Genomic DNA, 19,731 nt, shown 5'->3' with positions numbered 1-19,731 from the left:
AGCGCTACAAATTTTCAGCCAACGCCTCAACCTGCTCCTGCCTTTCCGCCTGATTCAACTTCGCCTGCGGATTGAGCGACGACCACTGCGGATGCGCGCGCGCCTTGTTCAGCGCTTCCGGCAATTTGCCTTCGCGCCAGGTCTTGTCCAGAGGCGTGGCCACCTGAATGCTGTCCATCGCCGCATGCCCGCGCTGATCCAGGGCCAGCAGCAACTGGCGCTGGCGCAACGCCAACAGGCGCAGCACGGTGTCATCCACTGTCAATTCCCGCTGGCCTTTGATTTTGCCGAGCAGGCGACTGCCATAACTGCGCGCGGTTTGCAGCGCACCGCCGGCGATCGCACCGGCCAACGCCGCCGCGCCAAGGGTAATCCCGCCGACCAGCAAATCCACCCCAGCCCCGGCCGCTGCACCGGCAGCAATGCCGCCGCCGACGCGCACGCCGAGTTGCTTCAGGGTTTCCGGGTTGAACAGATCATCGCCCCAGCGCCCGTCGAGCAACGGCAAGTCACTGGCCGCCGCGTCCTGCGGGCGAAACGCGTAGAGCTTGAGCAGCGCCTCAACGCACTTCTGCTCACGCTGACGTACGGCTTTGCGCAGCTCGCTGATCGCCTGTTGTTCCTGCTCGGCTTCGCTGACCACACTGCGCCGGCATGCAGCGCAGTCGATCAGCAATTCGGCAATCAGGCGTGCGGCGCTTTGCTGACGGGCGAGGCGCTGCGCCTGCTGGTCGGCGATCAACCGCTCCAGTTGCGGGCGGGCGTTTTCCAATAGCAGGGCGAGGCTCTCGTACAAGCGCCGCTCGCCATCCTCGGGCGGTGCGACGCTGTCGAAACGTACCAGCGCATGCAGCCCCAGCCGCGCCAGCGCCTCGCGCCAATCGGGTTCGCGATGGTTGGCGCTGCTGACGAAATTCAGCACCGGCAGCAGCGGTTTGCCGCAACTGGCGAGCACTTCCAGCTCGTCGCGGTACTTGGCCAGCACCGGTTCGCGGGCGTCGATCACATACAGACCGGCATCGGAGGCCAGCAGTTGTCGCAGTACCTTGGCTTCCTGTTCGAAACGCTGGCGCGCCTCGCTGCCGTCGAGAAACCGCGCCAATCGTGCCGGGCCGTCGAGGCGTTCGCCGGGGCGTTCCAGACGCTCGAGAAAATCCAGCAGGGCGATCGCATCTTCCAGCCCCGGCGTGTCGTACAGATCGAGCAACGGCTCGCCATCCACTGACAACCGCGCGCCTTCGACATGCCGGGTGGTGCTCGGCCGGTGCGAGACTTCGCCGAAGCCGACGTCACGGGTCAGCGTGCGCAGCAGCGAGGTCTTGCCGACGTTGGTGTGGCCAACCACTGCCAGTTTCAGCGGGGCCTTGCGTGCATCAGTCATGTCCGCTCTCCAGCCAGTTCATCGGCGCGCAATCGGCGAATGGCAGTTCCAGCTGTTGCAGCGCCGCGTGCCAGTCACCCAGACGTTGCCCGTCCAGCGCTTCGCCAGGCGGCGCTTGCAGCAGCCAGATGCGGGTGGCGCTGGCGTTGCGCGCGAGTTCGGCGATCAATGCGAGGCTGCCGCGATCCGGCGAACGTCGCGGATCGCAGGCGATAGCCAGCCGCGCCGGCGGGAAGCGACTGAGTTGCTCGAGCAGTTTGTGCCGCGATTCGCGACTGTCGAGGATGCCTGCGTTGCTGACGTTTTTCGGCAGCGCGGGTGGCCACGGACGCTGTTCGTCCAACTCGATCGCCACCAGCAGCGCGCCTTCACTGGCCAGTTCGCCGACGTTGCTTTCGACGCGATGCAGTTGCGCCGGCTCCGGGTCGTTGACACCAAGGCGCTCGCTGGTCGGCATCAACCGTTCGCGCAGTTGCGCGTAGCCAGGCAGGTTCAGATCCAGGCGCAGCGCGGCTTTGCCGCGGTTCCAGCGCCACAGGCAGAACAGCGCGAGCAGCAGGCGCGGCAGCACGCCGTAGACCACCAGCACACCGACCAGCCAGGTCGCCCAGGCTTGTCGTGCGCTTTCAATATCCAGTGCGCCGTCGCCGCTGGCGCGGATCATTTCCTCGGTCGGCACATTGAAGCCGAGCAGCGCCGGCAGATAGCCAAGGGCCTGGGTAACGTTGATGAAAGTGTCGGCGCCGAGGATCGTGGTTTCCCAGACAAAGCCGTAGCGCCGCGTGGCCATCAGCGTCAGCAGCAGAATCAGCGCACTGAGCATCGCCAGCAGCCACAGGCCATTGACCAGCGCGCCGAGTGCCCAGCGATTGAGTTTCTTGCGTTGCAGCAGCCACAGCAGGGCGGGCGCCAGTTGCGCGGCTTTGGCATCGCGGGCGAATTTTTCGCTGAGCCACAGCCACAAGCGCCCGAGGGTGGCGCCGTGTTCGCCAGCGAAAATCAAGCCCAGCGCCCAGCTCAGCAGCAAAATCAGATTGATCCCGAGCAGACTGCCCAGCGCCCAGAACACATTCACCGGCGTCTGCCCAAGTGCAGCGAAAGCCAGACCAGCGCCGCTGAGCACGGCGAAAATCATCAACAGCACCAGCGCCAGACGCGCGCCTTGCAGCCAGTGCTTGAGCGCGGCGGTCAGCCCGTCGCGCTCGGCCAGCCATAGCGCCCGGCGCGCAATGCGGCTCGGCAGATCGCCGCCAGCGGCGCGGGCCAGACGATTGGCTTCCAGGTCATCCAGCGGCCCCGCGTGTTCTTCGCGCAGGCGGATGGTTTCGGTGAGCCAGAGGTTTTGCAGTGGAGTCAGTTCAGTCACGCGGCGTCCCGTCGCTAAATCGAGCGCTGAGCATAACCGCTGTGGCGCTTATCGGGGTAAGCGCGGCTCTGGTATCCTCGCCGGCATGACTAAATCACTGCCCCTCAGCCTGATCGCAGCCCTCGGTGAAAACCGCGTGATCGGCGTCGACAACAGCATGCCCTGGCACCTGCCGGGGGACTTCAAATACTTCAAGGCGACCACGCTCGGCAAGCCGATCATCATGGGCCGAAAGACCTGGGATTCGCTCGGCCGGCCGTTGCCGGGGCGCTTGAACATCGTGGTCAGCCGTCAGCCTGATCTGCAGCTCGAAGGCGCCGAGGTCTATCCGTCGCTGGAAGCCGCCGTGGCCCGCGCCGAGGAATGGGCGAAAGCCCAGGGCGTTGATGAACTGATGCTGATTGGCGGCGCGCAGTTGTATGCGCAAGGGCTGGCGCAGGCCGATCGGCTGTACCTGACCCGCGTAGCGCTGAGCCCGGAAGGGGATGCGTGGTTTCCGGAGTTTGATCTGAGCGAATGGAAGCTGGTGTCGAATGTTGAAAACCCGGCGGTTGAAGATAAACCCGCGTACAACTTCGAAGTCTGGGAGAAAAAGCAGCTTTAAGCCTCAAGCTGCAAGCTGCAAGTAAAAGCTGATTGGCTCTTGGCTCTTGGCTTGCAGCTTGCAGCTTGCAGCTTCAGCTGACTAGCTGCGCGTGTTCATCGGCATCCAGCAGCGCTTTATCCGTCTGCTGCATGACCTGACTGGTAATCGCCCCAGCGGTAATCGAGCCACTCACGTTCAACGCGGTGCGCCCCATATCGATCAGCGGCTCGACCGAAATCAGCAACGCCACCAGTGACACCGGCAAGCCCATCGCTGGCAGCACGATCAGTGCGGCGAACGTCGCGCCTCCACCCACTCCGGCGACACCGGCCGAGCTCAACGTGACAATCGCTACCAGCGTCGCGATCCACAGCGGATCCAGCGGGTTGATGCCGACCGTTGGTGCGACCATCACGGCCAACATCGCCGGGTACAGGCCTGCGCAACCGTTCTGGCCGATGGTCGCACCGAACGAGGCAGCGAAACTGGCGACTGACGACGGAATGCCCAGACGACGGGTCTGCGCTTCGATGCTCAGCGGAATGGTCGCCGCGCTGGAGCGGCTGGTGAAGGCGAAGGTCAGCACCGGCCAGATCTTGCGGAAGAAGCGCAGCGGGTTGATCCCGGCGGCCGACACCAGCACGCCGTGCACCACGAACATCAGGCCCAGGCCGATATACGAGACCACGACGAAACTGCCCAGCTTGATGATGTCCTGCAGGTTGGAACCGGCGACCACTTTGGTCATCAGCGCCAGCACACCGTACGGGGTCAGCTTCATCACCAGACGCACCAGACGCATCACCCAGGCTTGCAGGGTGTCGATGGCGTTGATCACTTTCTGACCTTTCTCGACGTCGTCCTTGAGCAGTTGCAGCGCGGCAACCCCGAGGAACGCGGCGAAGATCACCACACTGATGATCGAGGTCGGCTTGGCCCGGGCCAGGTCGGCGAACGGGTTCTGCGGAATGAACGACAGCAGCAATTGCGGCACATTCAGGTCGGCGACCTTGCCGGCGTAGTCGTTCTGAATGGTTTGCAGGCGCGCCATTTCCTGAGTGCCGGCGACCAGACCTTCAGCGGTAAGGCCGAACAGGTTGGTCAGGCCGATGCCGATCAACGCCGCGATGGCGGTGGTGAACAGCAGCGTGCCGATGGTCAGGAAACTGATCTTGCCCAGCGACGAGGCATTGTGCAGGCGGGCGACGGCGCTGAGGATCGAGGCGAACACCAGCGGGATCACGATCATCTGCAGCAACTGTACGTAACCGTTGCCGACCAGATCGAACCAGCCGATCGAGGCTTTCAGCACCGGGTTGCCGGCACCGTAAATCGTGTGCAGCGCGACGCCGAACGCCACGCCGAGGACCAGTGCGAGCAGGACTTTTTTCGCCAGGCTCCAGGTGGTGTGGCGGGTCTGCGCCAGACCGAAGAGCAGGGCGAGGAACACCAGCAAGTTGAGAATCAGCGGTAGATTCATGAGAACTCCAGTAAAGACTGTGCCAACAGCCATCCGGGGCTGCTGCGAACCGGCAAGCCTAACAGCTTGATTTGCAATGATTTAATACCGAAATGGCAGGGCATCCGTCGTTTTTGGAATAAGCGCGTGTCGCTGTCGGCAATGCAACTGACGCGCAAGGGACGTCAGCGGTCGCTGACAGGCGAGGGTTGTCACACTGATTTGTTAGCGTCGAACTCTTTGCATCGGGGAGTAGCGCTATGAGAATTGTACGCACGTTGTTGGCTGTGGCACTGGCGGCTGGCCTTGCCGGCCAGGCATTGGCCACGGACCTCAAGCATTGGCCGGCGGATCAGGCCAAGGCGCTGGACGCGATGATTGCCGCCAACGCCAACAAGGGTAATTACGCGGTGTTCGACATGGACAACACCAGTTACCGCTACGACCTCGAAGAATCCTTGCTGCCGTTCATGGAAAACAAAGGCCTTATTACCCGCGACAAGCTCGACCCCTCGCTGAAACTGATGCCCTTCAAGGACACCGCCGAGCACAAGGAAAGCCTGTTCAGTTATTACTACCGGCTCTGCGAAGTCGACGACATGGTCTGCTACCCGTGGGTGGCGCAGGTGTTCTCCGGCTTCACTCTCAAGGAACTCAAGGGCTACGTTGACGAACTGATGGCTTCGGGCAAACCGGTGCCCGCGACGTATTACGAAGGCGATGTGGTGAAGAAGCTCGACGTCAATCCGCCGAAGATCTTCACTGGCCAGCAGGAGCTGTACAACAAGCTGATGGAGAACGGCATCGAGGTCTACGTGATGACCGCCGCTTCAGAGGAACTGGTACGCATGGTCGCGGCGGATCCCAAGTACGGTTACAACGTCAAACCGCAGAACGTCATTGGCGTTTCACTGCTGCTCAAGGATCAGAAGACCGGCGAGCTGACCACTGCGCGCAAACAGATCACTGCCGGCAAATATGACGAGAAGGCCAACCTGGGCCTGGAGCTGACGCCGTACCTGTGGACCCCGGCAACCTGGATGGCCGGCAAGCACGCAGCGATCCTGACCTATATCGATGAATGGAAAAAACCGGTACTGGTCGGTGGCGACACCCCAACCAGCGACGGTTACATGCTGTTCCATGATGTCGACGTGGCCAAGGGCGGCATTCACTTGTGGATCAACCGCAAGGACAAGTACATGACGCAAATCAACGGCATGATGGCCAAGCACGCGGCGGCGCAGGCCAAGGAAGGCTTGCCGGTGACGGCGGACAAGAACTGGGTGATCGTCAAACCGGAAGACATCCAGTAAGCCACGATCGCATGTAGGAGCTGCCGAAGGCTGCGATCTTTTGATCTTGTTTTGGATCGTTCCCACGCTCTGCGTGGGAATGCAGCCCGTGACGCTCTGCGTCACTGGACGCGGAGCGTCCCTTGAGACATTCCCACGCAGAGCGTGGGAACGATCAGCCCCGCACTTGGCGGGGCATTTTTGCATCGACGATTTGACGGTTACAGCCCGTCGAGCATCGCTTTGTTGCGCACCGCGCCCTTGTCGGCACTGGTCGCCAGCAGGGCGTAGGCCTTGAGCGCGGTGGTCACTTTGCGTGGACGCACCTCGACCGGTTTCCAGCCTTTCTTGTCCTGCTCGGCACGGCGTGCCGCCAGTTCTTCGTCGCTGACCAACAGGTTGATCGAGCGGTTCGGAATGTCGATCAGCACCTTGTCGCCATCCTGCACCAGACCAATCGCGCCGCCGGCCGCAGCTTCTGGCGAAGCGTGACCGATTGACAGGCCGGAAGTACCGCCGGAGAAACGCCCGTCGGTGAGCAGCGCACAGGCTTTGCCCAGACCTTTGGATTTCAGGTAGGACGTCGGGTAGAGCATTTCCTGCATGCCCGGGCCGCCTTTCGGGCCTTCGTAGCGAATGATGACGATGTCGCCTTCCTTCACTTCGTCAGCGAGGATGCCGCGCACGGCGCTGTCCTGACTTTCGAAAATTTTCGCGTTGCCTTCGAAGACGTGGATCGACTCATCGACCCCGGCGGTTTTCACCACGCAACCGTCCTGCGCGATGTTGCCGTACAGCACGGCGAGGCCGCCTTCTTTCGAATAGGCGTGCTCGAAGCTGCGGATGCAGCCGTTTTCACGATCGTCGTCGAGGGTTTCCCAGCGGGTCGACTGGCTGAACGCGGTCTGGGTCGGAATGCCCGCAGGACCTGCCTTGAAGAAGTGATGCACGGCTTCGTCGCTGGTCTGGGTAATGTCCCACTTGGCGATGGCTTCTTCCATGCTGCGGCTGTGTACGGTCGGCAGGTCGGTGTGCAGCAGGCCGCCACGGGCCAGCGAACCGAGGATGCTGAAAATGCCGCCGGCGCGGTGCACGTCTTCCATGTGGTACTTCTGGATGTTCGGTGCGACTTTGCACAGCTGCGGCACGCTGCGCGAGAGACGGTCGATGTCGCGCAGGTCAAAATCGATCTCGGCTTCCTGGGCGGCTGCGAGCAAGTGCAGGATGGTGTTGGTCGAACCGCCCATGGCGATGTCGAGCATCATCGCGTTCTCGAACGCCTTGAAGTTGGCGATGTTGCGCGGCAGCACGGAGTCATCGTTCTCGCCGTAGTAACGCTTGCACAGCTCGACGATGGTGCGGCCGGCCTGCAGGAACAGCTGTTCGCGGTCGCTGTGGGTGGCCAGAGTGGAACCGTTGCCCGGCAAGGCCAGACCCAGTGCTTCGGTCAGGCAGTTCATCGAGTTGGCGGTGAACATGCCGGAGCACGAACCACAGGTCGGACAGGCGCTACGCTCGTACTCGGCGACTTTCTCGTCAGAAGCGCTGGAGTCGGCGGCGATCACCATGGCGTCGACGAGGTCGAGGCCGTGGGAGGCGAGTTTGGTCTTGCCCGCTTCCATCGGACCGCCGGAAACGAAGATCACCGGAATGTTCAGGCGCAGCGCGGCCATCAGCATGCCCGGGGTGATCTTGTCGCAGTTGGAAATGCACACGATAGCGTCGGCGCAGTGGGCATTGACCATGTACTCGACGGAGTCGGCGATGATCTCGCGACTCGGCAGCGAATACAGCATGCCGTCGTGGCCCATGGCGATGCCGTCATCGACGGCGATGGTGTTGAATTCCTTGGCCACGCCACCGGCGCGTTCGATTTCGCGGGCGACCAGTTGACCCAGGTCCTTCAGGTGCACATGCCCCGGGACGAACTGGGTGAACGAGTTGGCGATGGCAATGATCGGCTTCTTGAAGTCGTCATCTTTCATGCCGGTGGCGCGCCACAGTGCGCGGGCGCCGGCCATGTTGCGGCCGTGGGTGGATGTTTTCGAGCGGTAATCTGGCATGGAGCACTCCGGGCGGCTAATCACGTACTAAAGGGGAGTGAGCTTCTGTTGACCTCTGAAACACCCGAAAAATGGCCGTGTGTCCGGAAGCTGCCAATGACGTTGCGGGATCGCCGCTGGTCTCAGCCTGAGCTCATAAACCCGCCGGGGATGAATGGCGATGAATGAGGCGATTCTACACCGCTGGCGTCGCGAGGGAATGGCGCAAAGCATCGTTGACTTGCTGATGCGGTGCGCGGGATGACGACTGGCAGGGTCAATGGTCGCCTCCGGGCATCAACCTGTTGCTGCGCAGGTTGCTGACGCGGCGGCCAATCACGCTGTTGAGCAACAGGGATATGCCGCTCAACAGGACGAAACCGTAGCCCAGCGTCGCTTGCAGGTTGGCCGGGCCGAGGCTGATCAAGGCGCTGACCAGCCCGCCACAGATAAAGATGATGGTGCTGCCGGCAGACGCCGATGCGCCGGCATTTTCGGCAAACAGGCTCATGGCGCGGGAGGTAGCCGGTGGCCGGGAAATGGTCGTGCCCACCGTGCAGATGAGCATTGGAATCAGCACAGTCGCAGCTGACAAATCATGGTTGGCGGCCAGATAGAGCATTACCAGTCCCGAGAGCAGGATCAGACTCAGCCCGGTAAAAATCTGCTGTTGCGCATTGATATGCCGGTTCAGCACGCTGGCGAGCACGCCGCCAAAGACATAGGCGGCGCCGTAGATCAGCAGGATCAAGGCGAAATCGTAAGGTGCCATCTGCAGCTGCTCCATGAAGATCAGCGGGGAAATGACGATGAAGGAAAAGTGGCAAGCGAAAGCGAATGCGGAAATCAGCCAGCAGCCGACAAATTCGAAATTGCCCAGGACGCGCTGATAGGACTGGATGAAGCCAAGGCGGGTGGGATCATGAGGAGGACGGCTGTTATCGAGCAATCGCCAGGTCTTGATCAAAACTGCTGCGGTCAGGGCGATGAAGACCCAGAAGCTGCCGCGCCAGCCGAGCGTGGCTTGCAGAAACGTGCCCGCCAATGGTGATACCGAAATGAAGATGCCCGTTGCGGTGACCATCAGGATCCGCAGGCGATCACGCTCGTTGCCTTCGAACAGATCCTGCACCAGTGCCTGGGACAGCACGAAGCAACCGCATCCCAGCGCCTGCATCACCCGGAAAATCAGGAACAGCGTGTAGTCATTGCTCAGCACGCAGCCAAGTGCGCCGAGCAGCGACACGCTCATGCCGGCAAGCAGCAGACCTTTGCGCCCGATCACATCTGACAGCGGGCCGATCAATAACTGGGCAAATGCGATGCCCACGGCAAACAGACTGATCGACAGCGCGATGTCGTTAGACGATCGGCCAAAGTGTGCTGCCAACGCCGGAAAGGAAGGCAGCAGCACATCCAGCGGAAACACGCCAAGCAGGATCATCGCCAACAACAGGCTGATTGCTCCGCGCTGTTGTCGGCGGGTGGTTGCACGGCTGTGTTTATCCATCGATCAATCCTGCTTTGGCGAAGAGTGTCTGGTTATGGGGCAATGCAAAGAAGCCGGCCTTGTGCAGGGCCTCCACAGTAGGTTTGCAGCCAACGCGTGCACGGGCGCGGTTGGCCTGCACCGTTGCCGTGCCGCCGACAATCTCCATCACGTCGATCTCGGCAATACCGGCCGAACGCAGGCTTTGTTGCAGCCAGCCTTCATCTGCTTCGAAGAAGATGGAAATGATCTCCACGAGGGTCTTGCTGGCGAACAGGCGTTGACGACTGTTCATCGCAATCCAGAAGTAATGGAAGGCTTCGGCGAAATAGCGGCTGTGCCGGGCTTCGTCGGCAAGGTGATCACGCAACATGTCACTCACACTGGATACCAGCGTGTCGCGGCAGACCTCCAGCAACTCGCGGGCAATGATGGTTTCCGAGACAAATCCCAGCAGGAACCAGGCCAATGCACGGTTTTTCTCCGGCGTGCGCGCGATCAAAGCGTTCATGCGGCTGATCCGCTTCGGAATGACCGGTCGCCGGGTGATGCCGTAGAGCGCAGCGATCTGCTCGGCAATCTGGTTGGAAAACAGCGCGTGGTAGCCCTCGTCGGTATACAGCTGCAGTGCCGCATGTTTCATCGGTAGCGGTATATAAATGGGCAGTTCGCGGTGCACGATGACTTCCACCGCGCGGTTGACGATGCGGTGTTCGAGCAGGGTGGTGTAGTCGAGGAAATACACCAGATGATTGGCGGTAAGGCGGTGCAGGGTATCGCGACCTTTGGCCTGGATGGCCGGATGCGCCAGATAGGGCACAAAGGCCGGGGGTAACCAGTAGCGGGTTTGCAATTGCTGCTCGACATCGCCCGGTAACCGATAGTCATGGACACTGCTGCGTACCGATGCACGGTTCTCCCAGCCTGGAAGCGTGAATTTGAGCGACCATGACACCGGGGCTTCGCTCTCGTCCATAGCCGTGGGAATCATGACTGTGCTCCGCTGAGCAGATCACGCATTTCCTGGCACATGGCCTGGCCATCGCTTTGTCCGCAACCGACGAAGAACAACGGTTGCTCGGCGCTGCCCGCGATGCCGAGGAGGGTTTCAATCTGTGCGTCGGCAAACGCGCCGGTCAGCCAGGTGTTCAGCCCCAGCGTCGTTGCTACCAGTTGAAAGGTTTGCGAGAGATGACCGGCTTCGATGAAGGCCATGCGATAGGCACGCGAGTGCTCGTACTTCCACCAGAGACGATCAAACCTTGCAGTGATGAACACGCCCAGTGGCAGGTTGTTGATGAAATGCTGGCCGCCGAGCAATTGACCCAGCTCCGGATCCGGCAGCGCATTGATCCGACTCAGGGCGTGTTCGGCAGGGTGATAGGCGTAGATGCCGGGTTCCAGTCCGCTGACATTTTGCGCTATGACAAATCCCTCACAGGCGTTCAATCCGCCGCCGGACGGGCAGCTTCGGCGTGCCTCGAGACCCGGTGCGACCGGATCGTCGTGGGCATTGTCGCGTGGGGGAAGATAGCCGAGGGTCAAATACAGCAGCGTGCCGACCTCATCCAGTGTCACCGCTGCACCGGTGTAGGAACGACAGGTTTTGCGCCTCATCAGGGCCTGAGTCAGGCTGTCATCATCAATGGCGCCCGGTACGGGCAGGGTAATCAGGGGCTGCACTGATCGCCGCGCCCGGGTGGCTGCAGGTTCTGGCTTCGCCAGCACTTCGCTGCAGTGCGCCAGATATTGCCTGGACCACTCGTGGATATTCCGAGGCGTATGTGCGCTAGGTATGTTTTGTGTGCCGATGTGATAGATCTTCGACAATTCATCCCAGCCCCAATTCGGACTGTCTATTTTTGAAGTTATTAAAATGCCGGCGTCCAGAAGTTGTCTGTCTATTATGTTGTTTGGGTCAAATAGATCAGGGTTGTGTATAAGGCTGGCGAGGCGATGGGAGTAATCAAGATCAAGTTCGTGTTGAGTGTGGTTCTTGTAGTTCCAGACAACTTGTCCAGGCGGGCGCGGCAATATAAAAAGAAAAGGATTGATATACATGGGCTCAGGTCACTCGGGAAAAAGTCTGATGGACGCCAGAGTGCCGGCACTCTCCGGCGTCCAGGCTTACTTAGCGGCCGGTGGCTGCAACCAGAAAGGCCAGGTTGGCGAGTGTGTTTGCTTCGAGATAAATGGTTTTCATGATGTGAACTCCTTGTTCGTTGGTAGTTGAGTCGCTTCGTTGCGACAACTTCATATTAGTTTGTAATCGAATATTGGCAAGCGGATATTAAGTAGGAATATTCCAGTAATTTTGTCGGAGTGATCTTTTGCAGGAGGCTTACTGCGTAGGTTTAATTTCCATGATTGACAGGCATGACGAAACTTCCTGCAAGGCAGCGAGAAAGAAGTTGTAGGAAGAGGGCAGGACACTCATGTCGAGTGTGAAAAAACGGGGGGAGGGCGCGCAAAAAAAAGGGGAGCTCAGTGGCTCCCCGGTGTTCAAGCGCAATCAGCTGTTGGGCAGCAGACGGCAGGTGATGCTTTTGATGTAACGGGTTTCAGCGATGGCCGGATGCACCGGATGATCCGGACCCTGACCGCCACGCTCGAGCATCTGGATATTGCGGTCCAGGTGACGGGCGCTGGTCAGCAGGATGTTCTGCAGATCATCTTCCGGCAGGTGCATGGAGCACGAAGCACTGACCAGAATGCCGTCCTTGGTCAGCAGGCGCATGGCTTGCTCGTTCAGACGACGGTAGGCGCCTTCGCCGTTCTTCATGTCTTTCTTGCGTTTGATGAAGGCCGGCGGATCGGCAACGATCACGTCGAAGCGTTCTTCGCTGGCTTTCAGTTCCTTCAGCGCTTCAAAGACGTCGCCTTCGATGCAGGTCATCTTGTCAGCGAAACCGTTCAGCGCAGCGTTGCGCTCGACACCGTCAAGGGCGAACGCAGAGGCGTCGACGCAGAAGACTTCGCTGGCGCCGAACGCAGCGGCCTGCACGCCCCAGCCACCGATGTAGCTATAGAGATCAAGTACGCGTTTGCCCTTGGCGTAGGGTGCCAGGCGCGCGCGGTTCATGCGGTGATCGTAAAACCAGCCGGTTTTCTGCCCTTGAATGACCGGCGCTTCGAACTTCACACCGTTCTCTTCCAGCGCGACCCACTCCGGCACCAGACCGAATACGGTTTCGACGTAGCGGTTGAGGCCTTCGGCGTCGCGGGCGGCGGAGTCGTTCTTGAACAGGATGCCGCTTGGCTTGAGCACCTGGGTCAACGCGGCTACCACGTCGTCTTTATGCGCTTCCATGGTCGCCGAAGCGATCTGCACCACGAGGATGTCGCCGAAACGATCGACCACCAGACCCGGCAGCAGGTCGGAGTCGCCGTAGACCAGACGATAGAACGGCTTGTCGAACAGACGCTCGCGCAACGACAGTGCGACATTCAGGCGATGCACCAGCAGCGACTTGTCGAGTGCCAGTTTGATGTCGCGCGACAGCAGGCGCGCGCAGATCAGGTTGTTCGGGCTCATGGCGACGATGCCCAACGGCTTGCCGCCAGCGGCTTCGAGCACCGCCTGATCGCCGGCCTTGAAGCCGTGCAGAGGCGTGGCGGCCACGTCGATTTCGTTGCTGTAGACCCACAAGTGGCCGTTGCGCAGGCGACGGTCGGCGTTGGCTTTGAGGCGCAGGCTAGGCAGGGACATGACGTCGCTCCGGAAAAAAGAGCGGGAGTATAGCGTGTTGACGCGTGCTCCGGTCTGGCCTGCGATGAAAAGCGGATGGCCCCTTCGCGAGCAGGCTCGCTCCCACACTTGCAATGCATTCACCTGTGGGAGCGAGCCTGCTCGCGAAAGCGATTTCAGCTCTTATGCAGCCAGTGCGTCAATCAGGGCCTGACTGAACGCCGGCACATCATCCGGCTGGCGGCTGCTGATCAGGTTGCCGTCCTTGACCACCTCCTGATCGACCCAGTTGACCCCGGCATTGACCAGATCGTCCTTGACCGTTTTGTAGCTGGTCATGGTCTTGCCATTGACCAGCCCTGCGGAAATCAGCAGCCAGCTGCCATGACAGATCACGGCAATCGGCTTGCCCGCTGAAGCGGCAGTCTTGACCAGATGCTGAGCATCCTGGTCGATACGGATGGTGTCGGAATTTTGCACACCACCCGGCAGCAGCACGGCATCGTATTGATCGATGCTCACGGCCTGGAAGGTGTTGGCGACCGGAAAGTCGTCCGCCGGTTTGTCATGGTTCCAGCCTTTCACCGTGCCAGCCTCGGCGGAAAGGATATCGACCTGCACGCCGGCCTGCTCCAGGGCATCCTTGGGGCCGGTCATTTCGACCTGTTCGAAACCATCGGTAACCAAAATAGCGACGCGTTTGCCATTGAGGGAAGTTGCCATCGGTAAGCTCCTGAGTCTGTGGAGATTTTGCCTTTGCAGCGAACCGTTGAGGTCCGATGCGCCCTACAGATTCCGAAGCCTGGACGCAGATGAAAGTTCCGGCGATGTGCCCATCGGTGTGTCGCCCTGCGGTTTCAGCGGTTAGAATCGCCGCCTGCCCCGGAGTGTGTACTTATGTCCCAAGAGCTGACCACCGAACAGATTCAACAATCGCTGCAAGGCATCAGTGTGCCGGCGCAACCGCAGATCATGGTGGATCTGCAAATGGAGCAGTACATGCCCGACCCGGACCTGGAGGTGATCGCCAAGCTGATCTCCCAGGATCCCGGTCTGTCCGGCGCGTTGCTGAAAATCGTCAACTCGCCGTATTACGGCCTGAGCAACAAGATCACCTCGATTCAGCGTGCGGTGAACCTGTTGGGCAGCCGCTCGATCATCAACCTGATCAACGCGCAGTCGATCAAGGGCGAGATGAACGACGACACCATCGTCACCCTCAACCGTTTCTGGGACACCGCGCAGGACGTGGCGATGACCTGCCTGACCCTGGCCAAGCGTATCGGCACCCAGGCCGGTGACGAAGCCTATGCGTTGGGCCTGTTCCACGATTGCGGCGTGCCATTGATGCTGCAGCGTTTCCCCAATTACATGACCGTGCTGGAAGAGGCCTACGCCAGCGCCAGCCCGGAATGCCGTGTGGTCGATACGGAAAACCGTGTGTTCAACACCAATCACGCCGTGGTCGGTTACTACACTGCCAAGTCCTGGCGCCTGCCGGAGCATGTCAGCGCCGCCATCGCCAACCACCACAACGCGCTGGCGATTTTCAGCGACGAATCGTCGAAGAACAGCCAGCTGAAAAATTTGCTGGCGATTCTGAAAATGGCCGAGCACATCTGCGCCTCGTATCGGGTGCTGGGCAACCAGACCGAAGATTTCGAGTGGAACGCGGTCGGCCCGCTGGTGCTCGATTACGTCGGTCTGTCGGACTACGACTTCGAAACACTCAAACAAACGATTCGCGACCTCGGCGCGCATTGATCCGAGGACACCATGCCTGAACTGCCGGAAGTCGAAACCACCCGTCGCGGGATCGCCCCGCACCTGGAAGGCCAGCGGGTCAGCCGGGTCATCGTCCGCGACCGGCGCCTGCGCTGGCCGATCCCCGAAGACCTCGATGTGCGCCTGTCCGGGCAGCGCATCGTGCTGGTGGAGCGGCGCGCCAAGTACCTGTTGATCAACGCCGAGATCGGCACGCTGATCAGCCATCTGGGCATGTCGGGCAATCTGCGTCTGGTCGAGGCCGGGTTGCCGGCGTTGAAGCACGAGCATGTCGATATCGAACTGGAATCGGGTCTGGCCTTGCGCTACACCGATCCGCGACGGTTCGGCGCGATGCTGTGGAGCAACGACCCGCTCAATCACGAATTGCTGATTCGCCTCGGGCCGGAGCCGCTGACCGATCTGTTCGATGGCGAGCGCCTGTTCCAGCTGTCACGCGGACGTTCGATGGCGGTCAAGCCGTTCATCATGGACAACGCGGTGGTGGTCGGGGTGGGCAATATCTACGCGACCGAAGCGCTGTTCGCCGCCGGCATCGACCCGCGCCGCGAAGCCGGAAGCATTTCTCGCGGGCGTTACTTGAAACTGGCGATCGAGATCAAACGCATCCTCGCCGCCGCCATCGAGCGTGGCGGCACGACATTGCGCGATTTCATTGGCGGCGACGGTCAGCCCGGCTATTTCCAGCAGGAACTGTTTGTCTACGGCCGGGGAGGGCAGCACTGCAAGGTCTGCGGCACCGGATTGCGCGAAGTTAAGCTCGGCCAGCGCGCCAGCGTGTTTTGTCCGCGCTGCCAGACCTGAAAAATCCTTGGGTCTATAGTGAGAAGTCTCACTGCTCAGCCCGAAGGATCGTGCCATGAAACTCCTGCAAGTCTTCTTCGTCACGCTGCTGTTGTGTTCCAGCCTGGCCGTTCAGGCCTCGGAAAACGGCAGCGGTGACCCGCGATACACCATCCAGAATCCCCCGGCCTACGCCATGCTCGGCGACCTGCTGATTGCCCGACCTTTGCTGGTGGTGGCAACGGTGATCGGTGCGGGAGCGTTTGTGGTGTCGTTGCCGTTTACCGCGCTCGGCGGCGGTGTTGGCGATGCCGGTCAGGCGCTGGTGGTAGACCCGGCGAAAGCAGCGTTTGTGCGGTGTCTGGGGTGTACGGGGGAGGGGTTCGAGCAGCGCGAGTGAGCTGATCGGGTTTCAGGGGTGTGGCTGATGGCCCATTCGCGAGCAGGCTCGCTCCCACAGGGGTTTTGGTGTTCACACAAATTTGTGTTTCACCACAGACTCTGTGGGAGCGGGCTTGCCCGCGATGGCTTCGGTACAGGGGCTGAAGTGATCAGGCCTTGCCGGTAATCTTGCGGTACTTCTCCATCAACTGTTCTTCAGTCTCCGGATGGGCTTCGTCCAGTGGAATGCAATCCACCGGGCAGACCTGCTGGCACTGCGGCTCGTCGTAGTGGCCGACGCACTGGGTGCACAGGTTCGGGTCGATCACGTAGATCTCTTCGCCTTGGGAAATGGCGGCGTTCGGGCACTCGGGTTCGCAGACGTCGCAGTTGATGCAATCGTCGGTGATGATCAGGGACATGCTAACTCCAGCCGGGGCGGCAGGCCCGGGCGCTATAAATCAATGCGCGCAATTGTGCCGCATTGGCGCTCGCAGTGCACGCGAGGGCGATCAAGGGCACGAGACTGCAATCTTTAAAAGCAAAGATCGTCTGATCGCAGCCCGAGCCTTCGGCAGTTCCTACTTCTTGAAGCGCAGGGTCAGCGCGTCGGCCACGGCCGGGTGGACGAACTTGCTGATATCGCCGCCCAGCGCAGCAATTTCCCGCACCAGCGTCGAGGAAATGAACGAATAACGCTCCGACGGCGTGAGAAACAGGCTCTCCACATCCGGTGCCAGTTGGCGGTTCATGTTGGCCAGCTGGAATTCGTATTCGAAGTCCGACACCGCACGCAGACCACGCAGGAACACATTGGCGTTCTGCTCTTTGGCGAAATGCGCGAGCAGCGTCGAGAAACCGACCACTTCCACGTTCGGCAGGTGTTTGGTGACCTCGCGAGCCAGTTCGACCCGTTGTTCCAGTGGGAACAGCGGGTTCTTTTTCGGGCTGGCGGCGACCGCAATGATCACGTGATCGAACAGGCGCGAGGCGCGTTCGACCAGATCGCCATGGCCCTTGGTAATAGGGTCGAAGGTACCTGGGTACAACACTCGGTTCATCGCGTCGTCCTGGCGGGAGTCCGTTGGGGAGTCGGATGGTATCGCAGCCTTCCCGGTCGGCCAAGTCGCCTGTTGGGTAAGAAAGCACTATAGACGATAGGAATATTCTGCTTTTTCATGGATTTTTCAGCCGATCAGCCAAGGCTGTCGCCAGTTGCGCGGTCAGGCCATACACCGACAACTGCGGGTTGGCGCCGATGCTGGTGGGGAACAGCGAGCCATCGTGAATCGACAGATTGCGCAGTTGATGATGGCGACCGAGGCTGTCAGCGACCGCGCTTTTCGGATCTTCACCCATCGCACAACCACCCATCACGTGGGCACTGCCCAGTCGCGTGCGGTACAGCTCCAGGCTCAATCCGTCGATCAGCGAGCGCGCCTCAGCCAGTGTCTTCACATAGCGACCGTCGGCGTGCATCGGCATCACCGATTGCGCGCCGCCGGCGAACTGAATTTCGGCCATCACGTGAAAGGCCCGGCGCAAACCGTCCCAGGCGTATTGCGAAACCTGATAGTCGAGCACCGGCGAGCCATCACCGCGCAGCTCCACCGAGCCACCGCTGCTGTCCGGATGGAAGCCATCGCGCAGCAGCGCCAGCATCGCGTGGGTGTGCGGCAGATCAGCCATGTGTTGCGCGTTCTCTTGACCGAAACCGCCGAGCAGTGTGGCGGCCAGCGCCGGGTGCAGCGGTGGCACTTCAAGTTTGAACGCCATCGGCCCGGTGGTGCCGTCCTTCCATTGAAAATGGTCGGAGTAGATCGACTGCGGCGCGCCGTAAAACGGATTGACCACCTCGGCGAAACGCGCGGCGGACATGTTCACCGGGTGCAGAAAGGTGCGCTTGCCTATGCGCTCATGCGGATCCGGCGCGTCGGAGCGCAGCAACAGCGCCGGGCTGTTGATGCCGCCGCCGGCCAGCACATAATGCCGCGCCTTGACGGTGATGCTGCGCCCGGTCGGCTCGACGCAGCGTTCGTCCATCGCCACGCAATGCAGCCCGGTAACCTTGTCGCCACTGATCAGCAGTTTCTCCACCCGCGCCAGATACAGCAGCTCGCCGCCCTTTTCCAGCGTCGCCGGGATGGTCGTGACCATCATCGATTGCTTGGCGTTGCTCGGGCAGCCCATGCCGCAATAGCCAAGATTCCAGCAACCGCGAACGTTGCGCGGGATTACGTGCCAGCTGTAGCCGAGTTGCTCGCAGCCTTTGCGGATCACATCGTTGTTGGCATTGGGCGGCACCATCCACGGCGCGACGCCGAGGCGCTGCTCCATTTTTTCGAACCACGGCGCCATCTCTGCCGGACTATGGCCTTTGACGTTGTGCTCTCTGGCCCAGTGTTCGAGGGTGTGTTCGGGCGTGCGGAAACTCGAGGTCCAGTTGATCAGCGTCGTACCGCCGACCGCGCGGCCCTGCAGGATCGTGATCGCGCCGTCCTTGCTCATGCGCCCGATGCCTTCCTGGTAGAGGCTGCTGTAAGCCTCGTCTTCGAGCAGCTTGAAATCCGAACTGGTCTTCAGCGGGCCTTCTTCGATCAGCAGGACTTTGTAGCCGGCCGCGCTGAGGATCTCCGCCGTGGTGCCGCCGCCGGCGCCACTGCCGATGATCGCCACGTCGGCCTCGAGGGTGAGGTCGTCGCTCAGTTGCGCGCCGTTGTAGGTTTTCCAGCCTCGGGCGAGGCCTTCGCGGAAGGGATCGGGTACGGGCATCGGTCAGGTTCTCTTTATTATTCTGGATGCTGAGGTGATGCAGCAGGCCCCTTCGCGAGCAGGCTCGCTCCCACAGGGGGATGCATTTCAAATGTGGGAGCGAGCCTGCTCGCGAAGGCCGCGCCCTGGTTTCAGACCTTCGGCGGACCGGGATAACCGCAGTGAGCCCAGGACTCGGCGCGGGTGTACCAGGCCATCATCACCATCTGCTGCAACGAGCTGTGGCCCATGCGCAACAAGCTCAGTGAGCTGTTCTCCCAGCGTTCAAGGAAATGCCGCATCGCTTCAGGGCTGGCGTTTTCCCAACTGCCCCAGATGCCGGTGAGCGGGCCACGGGTCACGGCCATGCCGAGCACATCGAAGAGTTGCCGAGTGAGCTTGAGCATTTCCGGCGACACGTGATCAAGGCTGTAGTCCAGCGACTTCAGCGTGCCGTCGACCGCTGCGGGCATTTCCCCGGTGGCAACGGCGCCGTCGAGCATCACCGGGATCAGCGCGCGCAGGAACAGCAGATCGCCGTCGCGCAAAACGACAAAGCCGTTGGCGCTGATGCTCGACGAGCAGCCAGTGAGGCTGGCGCCAAGGCCGGCGGTGGCGAGAAACGCGCTGGCGCCGAGGCTGAATTTCAGCAGGCCACGGCGCGACAGGGCAGGTGTTTCGGTCAGGCTTGGGTGCATTGTTTTTATTACCCGGCGTCGACGAAC

The 19,731-nt window shown here is 61.0% G+C and carries 18 protein-coding genes; 5 read left to right on the top strand and 13 right to left on the bottom strand.

Going from position 1 to position 19,731, the window contains the following annotated elements:
- Positions 1–4 precede the first annotated feature (4 nt).
- Positions 5–1,381: a GTPase/DUF3482 domain-containing protein gene (locus FEE99_RS02350; protein WP_041476845.1), complete on the bottom strand. Its 1,377-nt coding sequence runs from the start codon at positions 1,379–1,381 to the stop codon at positions 5–7.
- Entirely contained in the window at positions 1,374–2,747 is a 1,374-nt protein-coding gene (locus FEE99_RS02345) for a DUF2868 domain-containing protein (protein WP_041476844.1), read from the bottom strand. The genes FEE99_RS02350 and FEE99_RS02345 overlap by 8 nt, the downstream gene beginning before the upstream one ends.
- An 85-nt stretch (positions 2,748–2,832) precedes the next feature.
- On the opposite strand from FEE99_RS02345, the gene FEE99_RS02340 reads away from it, so the two are divergent.
- On the top strand, positions 2,833–3,351 hold the full coding sequence (locus tag FEE99_RS02340) for a dihydrofolate reductase (protein WP_041476843.1): 519 nt from the start codon (positions 2,833–2,835) through the stop codon (positions 3,349–3,351).
- Positions 3,352–3,424: 73 nt separating this feature from the next.
- Here the strand turns inward: FEE99_RS02340 and FEE99_RS02335 are convergent, their stop codons facing one another.
- Complete coding sequence (locus tag FEE99_RS02335; RefSeq protein WP_041476842.1) at positions 3,425–4,813, bottom strand: L-cystine transporter; 1,389 nt, start codon at positions 4,811–4,813, stop codon at positions 3,425–3,427.
- Between the two features lie 239 nt (positions 4,814–5,052).
- Here FEE99_RS02335 and FEE99_RS02330 point away from each other — a divergent pair, with 239 nt between their 5' ends.
- The gene (locus FEE99_RS02330) at positions 5,053–6,108 is read left to right on the top strand and encodes a phosphorylcholine phosphatase (protein ID WP_041476841.1); all 1,056 of its coding nucleotides are present in this window, start codon (positions 5,053–5,055) and stop codon (positions 6,106–6,108) included.
- 200 nt (positions 6,109–6,308) lie between these two features.
- Here FEE99_RS02330 and ilvD read toward each other — a convergent pair whose 3' ends face one another.
- The 6 genes from ilvD to FEE99_RS02300 all read right to left on the bottom strand — a co-directional run bounded on the left by ilvD (position 6,309) and on the right by FEE99_RS02300 (position 14,029).
- Entirely contained in the window at positions 6,309–8,150 is a 1,842-nt protein-coding gene (gene ilvD, locus FEE99_RS02325) for a dihydroxy-acid dehydratase (RefSeq protein ID WP_024014684.1), read from the bottom strand.
- A gap of 256 nt (positions 8,151–8,406) precedes the next feature.
- Positions 8,407–9,639 (bottom strand): MFS transporter, encoded by a 1,233-nt coding sequence (locus FEE99_RS02320; protein ID WP_041476840.1) that lies wholly within the window; start codon positions 9,637–9,639, stop codon positions 8,407–8,409.
- The gene (locus tag FEE99_RS02315; protein ID WP_041476839.1) at positions 9,632–10,609 is read right to left on the bottom strand and encodes a diiron oxygenase; all 978 of its coding nucleotides are present in this window, start codon (positions 10,607–10,609) and stop codon (positions 9,632–9,634) included. Before FEE99_RS02315 ends, FEE99_RS02320 begins: the two co-directional genes overlap by 8 nt.
- Positions 10,606–11,679 carry a SagB family peptide dehydrogenase gene (locus FEE99_RS02310; protein WP_041476838.1) on the bottom strand — a complete coding sequence of 358 codons (1,074 nt, stop codon included), beginning with the start codon at positions 11,677–11,679 and terminating at the stop codon, positions 10,606–10,608. Before FEE99_RS02310 ends, FEE99_RS02315 begins: the two co-directional genes overlap by 4 nt.
- Positions 11,680–12,130: 451 nt before the next feature.
- Positions 12,131–13,327, bottom strand: coding sequence for a class I SAM-dependent rRNA methyltransferase (locus FEE99_RS02305; RefSeq protein WP_041476837.1), 1,197 nt, complete (start codon positions 13,325–13,327; stop codon positions 12,131–12,133).
- A gap of 162 nt (positions 13,328–13,489) precedes the next feature.
- A complete protein-coding gene (locus FEE99_RS02300) occupies positions 13,490–14,029 on the bottom strand; it encodes a type 1 glutamine amidotransferase domain-containing protein (RefSeq protein WP_039757526.1) in 540 nt (179 codons plus the stop codon).
- A 228-nt stretch (positions 14,030–14,257) separates the two neighbouring features.
- Here FEE99_RS02300 and FEE99_RS02295 point away from each other — a divergent pair, with 228 nt between their 5' ends.
- Genes FEE99_RS02295 through FEE99_RS02285 form a run of 3 tightly spaced genes read left to right on the top strand, consistent with a single transcriptional unit; the run spans position 14,258 to position 16,274 of the window.
- Entirely contained in the window at positions 14,258–15,070 is an 813-nt protein-coding gene (locus tag FEE99_RS02295) for an HDOD domain-containing protein (protein ID WP_164558347.1), read from the top strand.
- 12 nt (positions 15,071–15,082) lie between these two features.
- Positions 15,083–15,895, top strand: coding sequence for a bifunctional DNA-formamidopyrimidine glycosylase/DNA-(apurinic or apyrimidinic site) lyase (gene mutM, locus FEE99_RS02290; protein WP_041476835.1), 813 nt, complete (start codon positions 15,083–15,085; stop codon positions 15,893–15,895).
- Positions 15,896–15,950: 55 nt separating this feature from the next.
- Positions 15,951–16,274, top strand: coding sequence for a hypothetical protein (locus FEE99_RS02285; protein ID WP_041476834.1), 324 nt, complete (start codon positions 15,951–15,953; stop codon positions 16,272–16,274).
- 151 nt (positions 16,275–16,425) lie between these two features.
- Here FEE99_RS02285 and FEE99_RS02280 read toward each other — a convergent pair whose 3' ends face one another.
- The 4 genes from FEE99_RS02280 to FEE99_RS02265 form a co-directional block, all read right to left on the bottom strand.
- Complete coding sequence (locus FEE99_RS02280; protein ID WP_003195146.1) at positions 16,426–16,677, bottom strand: YfhL family 4Fe-4S dicluster ferredoxin; 252 nt, start codon at positions 16,675–16,677, stop codon at positions 16,426–16,428.
- 159 nt (positions 16,678–16,836) lie between these two features.
- Positions 16,837–17,316, bottom strand: a complete 480-nt coding sequence (gene coaD / locus FEE99_RS02275) for a pantetheine-phosphate adenylyltransferase (protein WP_003229157.1) — start codon at positions 17,314–17,316, stop codon at positions 16,837–16,839.
- A 115-nt stretch (positions 17,317–17,431) separates the two neighbouring features.
- Positions 17,432–19,027 (bottom strand): GMC family oxidoreductase, encoded by a 1,596-nt coding sequence (locus tag FEE99_RS02270; RefSeq protein WP_041476833.1) that lies wholly within the window; start codon positions 19,025–19,027, stop codon positions 17,432–17,434.
- A 131-nt stretch (positions 19,028–19,158) separates the two neighbouring features.
- The gene (locus FEE99_RS02265; RefSeq protein ID WP_041476832.1) at positions 19,159–19,704 is read right to left on the bottom strand and encodes a hypothetical protein; all 546 of its coding nucleotides are present in this window, start codon (positions 19,702–19,704) and stop codon (positions 19,159–19,161) included.
- Between the last annotated feature and the right edge of the window lie 27 nt (positions 19,705–19,731).

This window comes from Pseudomonas sp. ef1 (assembly GCF_007293365.2).
Classification (GTDB): Bacteria; Pseudomonadota; Gammaproteobacteria; order Pseudomonadales; family Pseudomonadaceae; genus Aquipseudomonas; species Aquipseudomonas siliginis.
This window is presented reverse-complemented; position numbering and strand designations above follow the sequence as displayed.

Excerpts from the sequence above, each read along its gene's own strand:
- FEE99_RS02350 (WP_041476845.1), bottom strand. The coding sequence starts at position 1,381 with ATGACTGATGCACGCAAGGCCCCGCTGAAACTGGCAGTGGTTGGCCAC.
- FEE99_RS02340 (WP_041476843.1), top strand. The coding sequence starts at position 2,833 with ATGACTAAATCACTGCCCCTCAGCCTGATCGCAGCCCTCGGTGAAAAC.
- FEE99_RS02335 (WP_041476842.1), bottom strand. The coding sequence starts at position 4,813 with ATGAATCTACCGCTGATTCTCAACTTGCTGGTGTTCCTCGCCCTGCTC.
- FEE99_RS02330 (WP_041476841.1), top strand. The coding sequence starts at position 5,053 with ATGAGAATTGTACGCACGTTGTTGGCTGTGGCACTGGCGGCTGGCCTT.
- ilvD (WP_024014684.1), bottom strand. The coding sequence starts at position 8,150 with ATGCCAGATTACCGCTCGAAAACATCCACCCACGGCCGCAACATGGCC.
- FEE99_RS02320 (WP_041476840.1), bottom strand. The coding sequence starts at position 9,639 with ATGGATAAACACAGCCGTGCAACCACCCGCCGACAACAGCGCGGAGCA.
- FEE99_RS02315 (WP_041476839.1), bottom strand. The coding sequence starts at position 10,609 with ATGATTCCCACGGCTATGGACGAGAGCGAAGCCCCGGTGTCATGGTCG.
- FEE99_RS02310 (WP_041476838.1), bottom strand. The coding sequence starts at position 11,679 with ATGTATATCAATCCTTTTCTTTTTATATTGCCGCGCCCGCCTGGACAA.
- FEE99_RS02305 (WP_041476837.1), bottom strand. The coding sequence starts at position 13,327 with ATGTCCCTGCCTAGCCTGCGCCTCAAAGCCAACGCCGACCGTCGCCTG.
- FEE99_RS02300 (WP_039757526.1), bottom strand. The coding sequence starts at position 14,029 with ATGGCAACTTCCCTCAATGGCAAACGCGTCGCTATTTTGGTTACCGAT.
- mutM (WP_041476835.1), top strand. The coding sequence starts at position 15,083 with ATGCCTGAACTGCCGGAAGTCGAAACCACCCGTCGCGGGATCGCCCCG.
- FEE99_RS02285 (WP_041476834.1), top strand. The coding sequence starts at position 15,951 with ATGAAACTCCTGCAAGTCTTCTTCGTCACGCTGCTGTTGTGTTCCAGC.
- FEE99_RS02280 (WP_003195146.1), bottom strand. The coding sequence starts at position 16,677 with ATGTCCCTGATCATCACCGACGATTGCATCAACTGCGACGTCTGCGAA.
- coaD (WP_003229157.1), bottom strand. The coding sequence starts at position 17,316 with ATGAACCGAGTGTTGTACCCAGGTACCTTCGACCCTATTACCAAGGGC.
- FEE99_RS02270 (WP_041476833.1), bottom strand. The coding sequence starts at position 19,027 with ATGCCCGTACCCGATCCCTTCCGCGAAGGCCTCGCCCGAGGCTGGAAA.
- FEE99_RS02265 (WP_041476832.1), bottom strand. The coding sequence starts at position 19,704 with ATGCACCCAAGCCTGACCGAAACACCTGCCCTGTCGCGCCGTGGCCTG.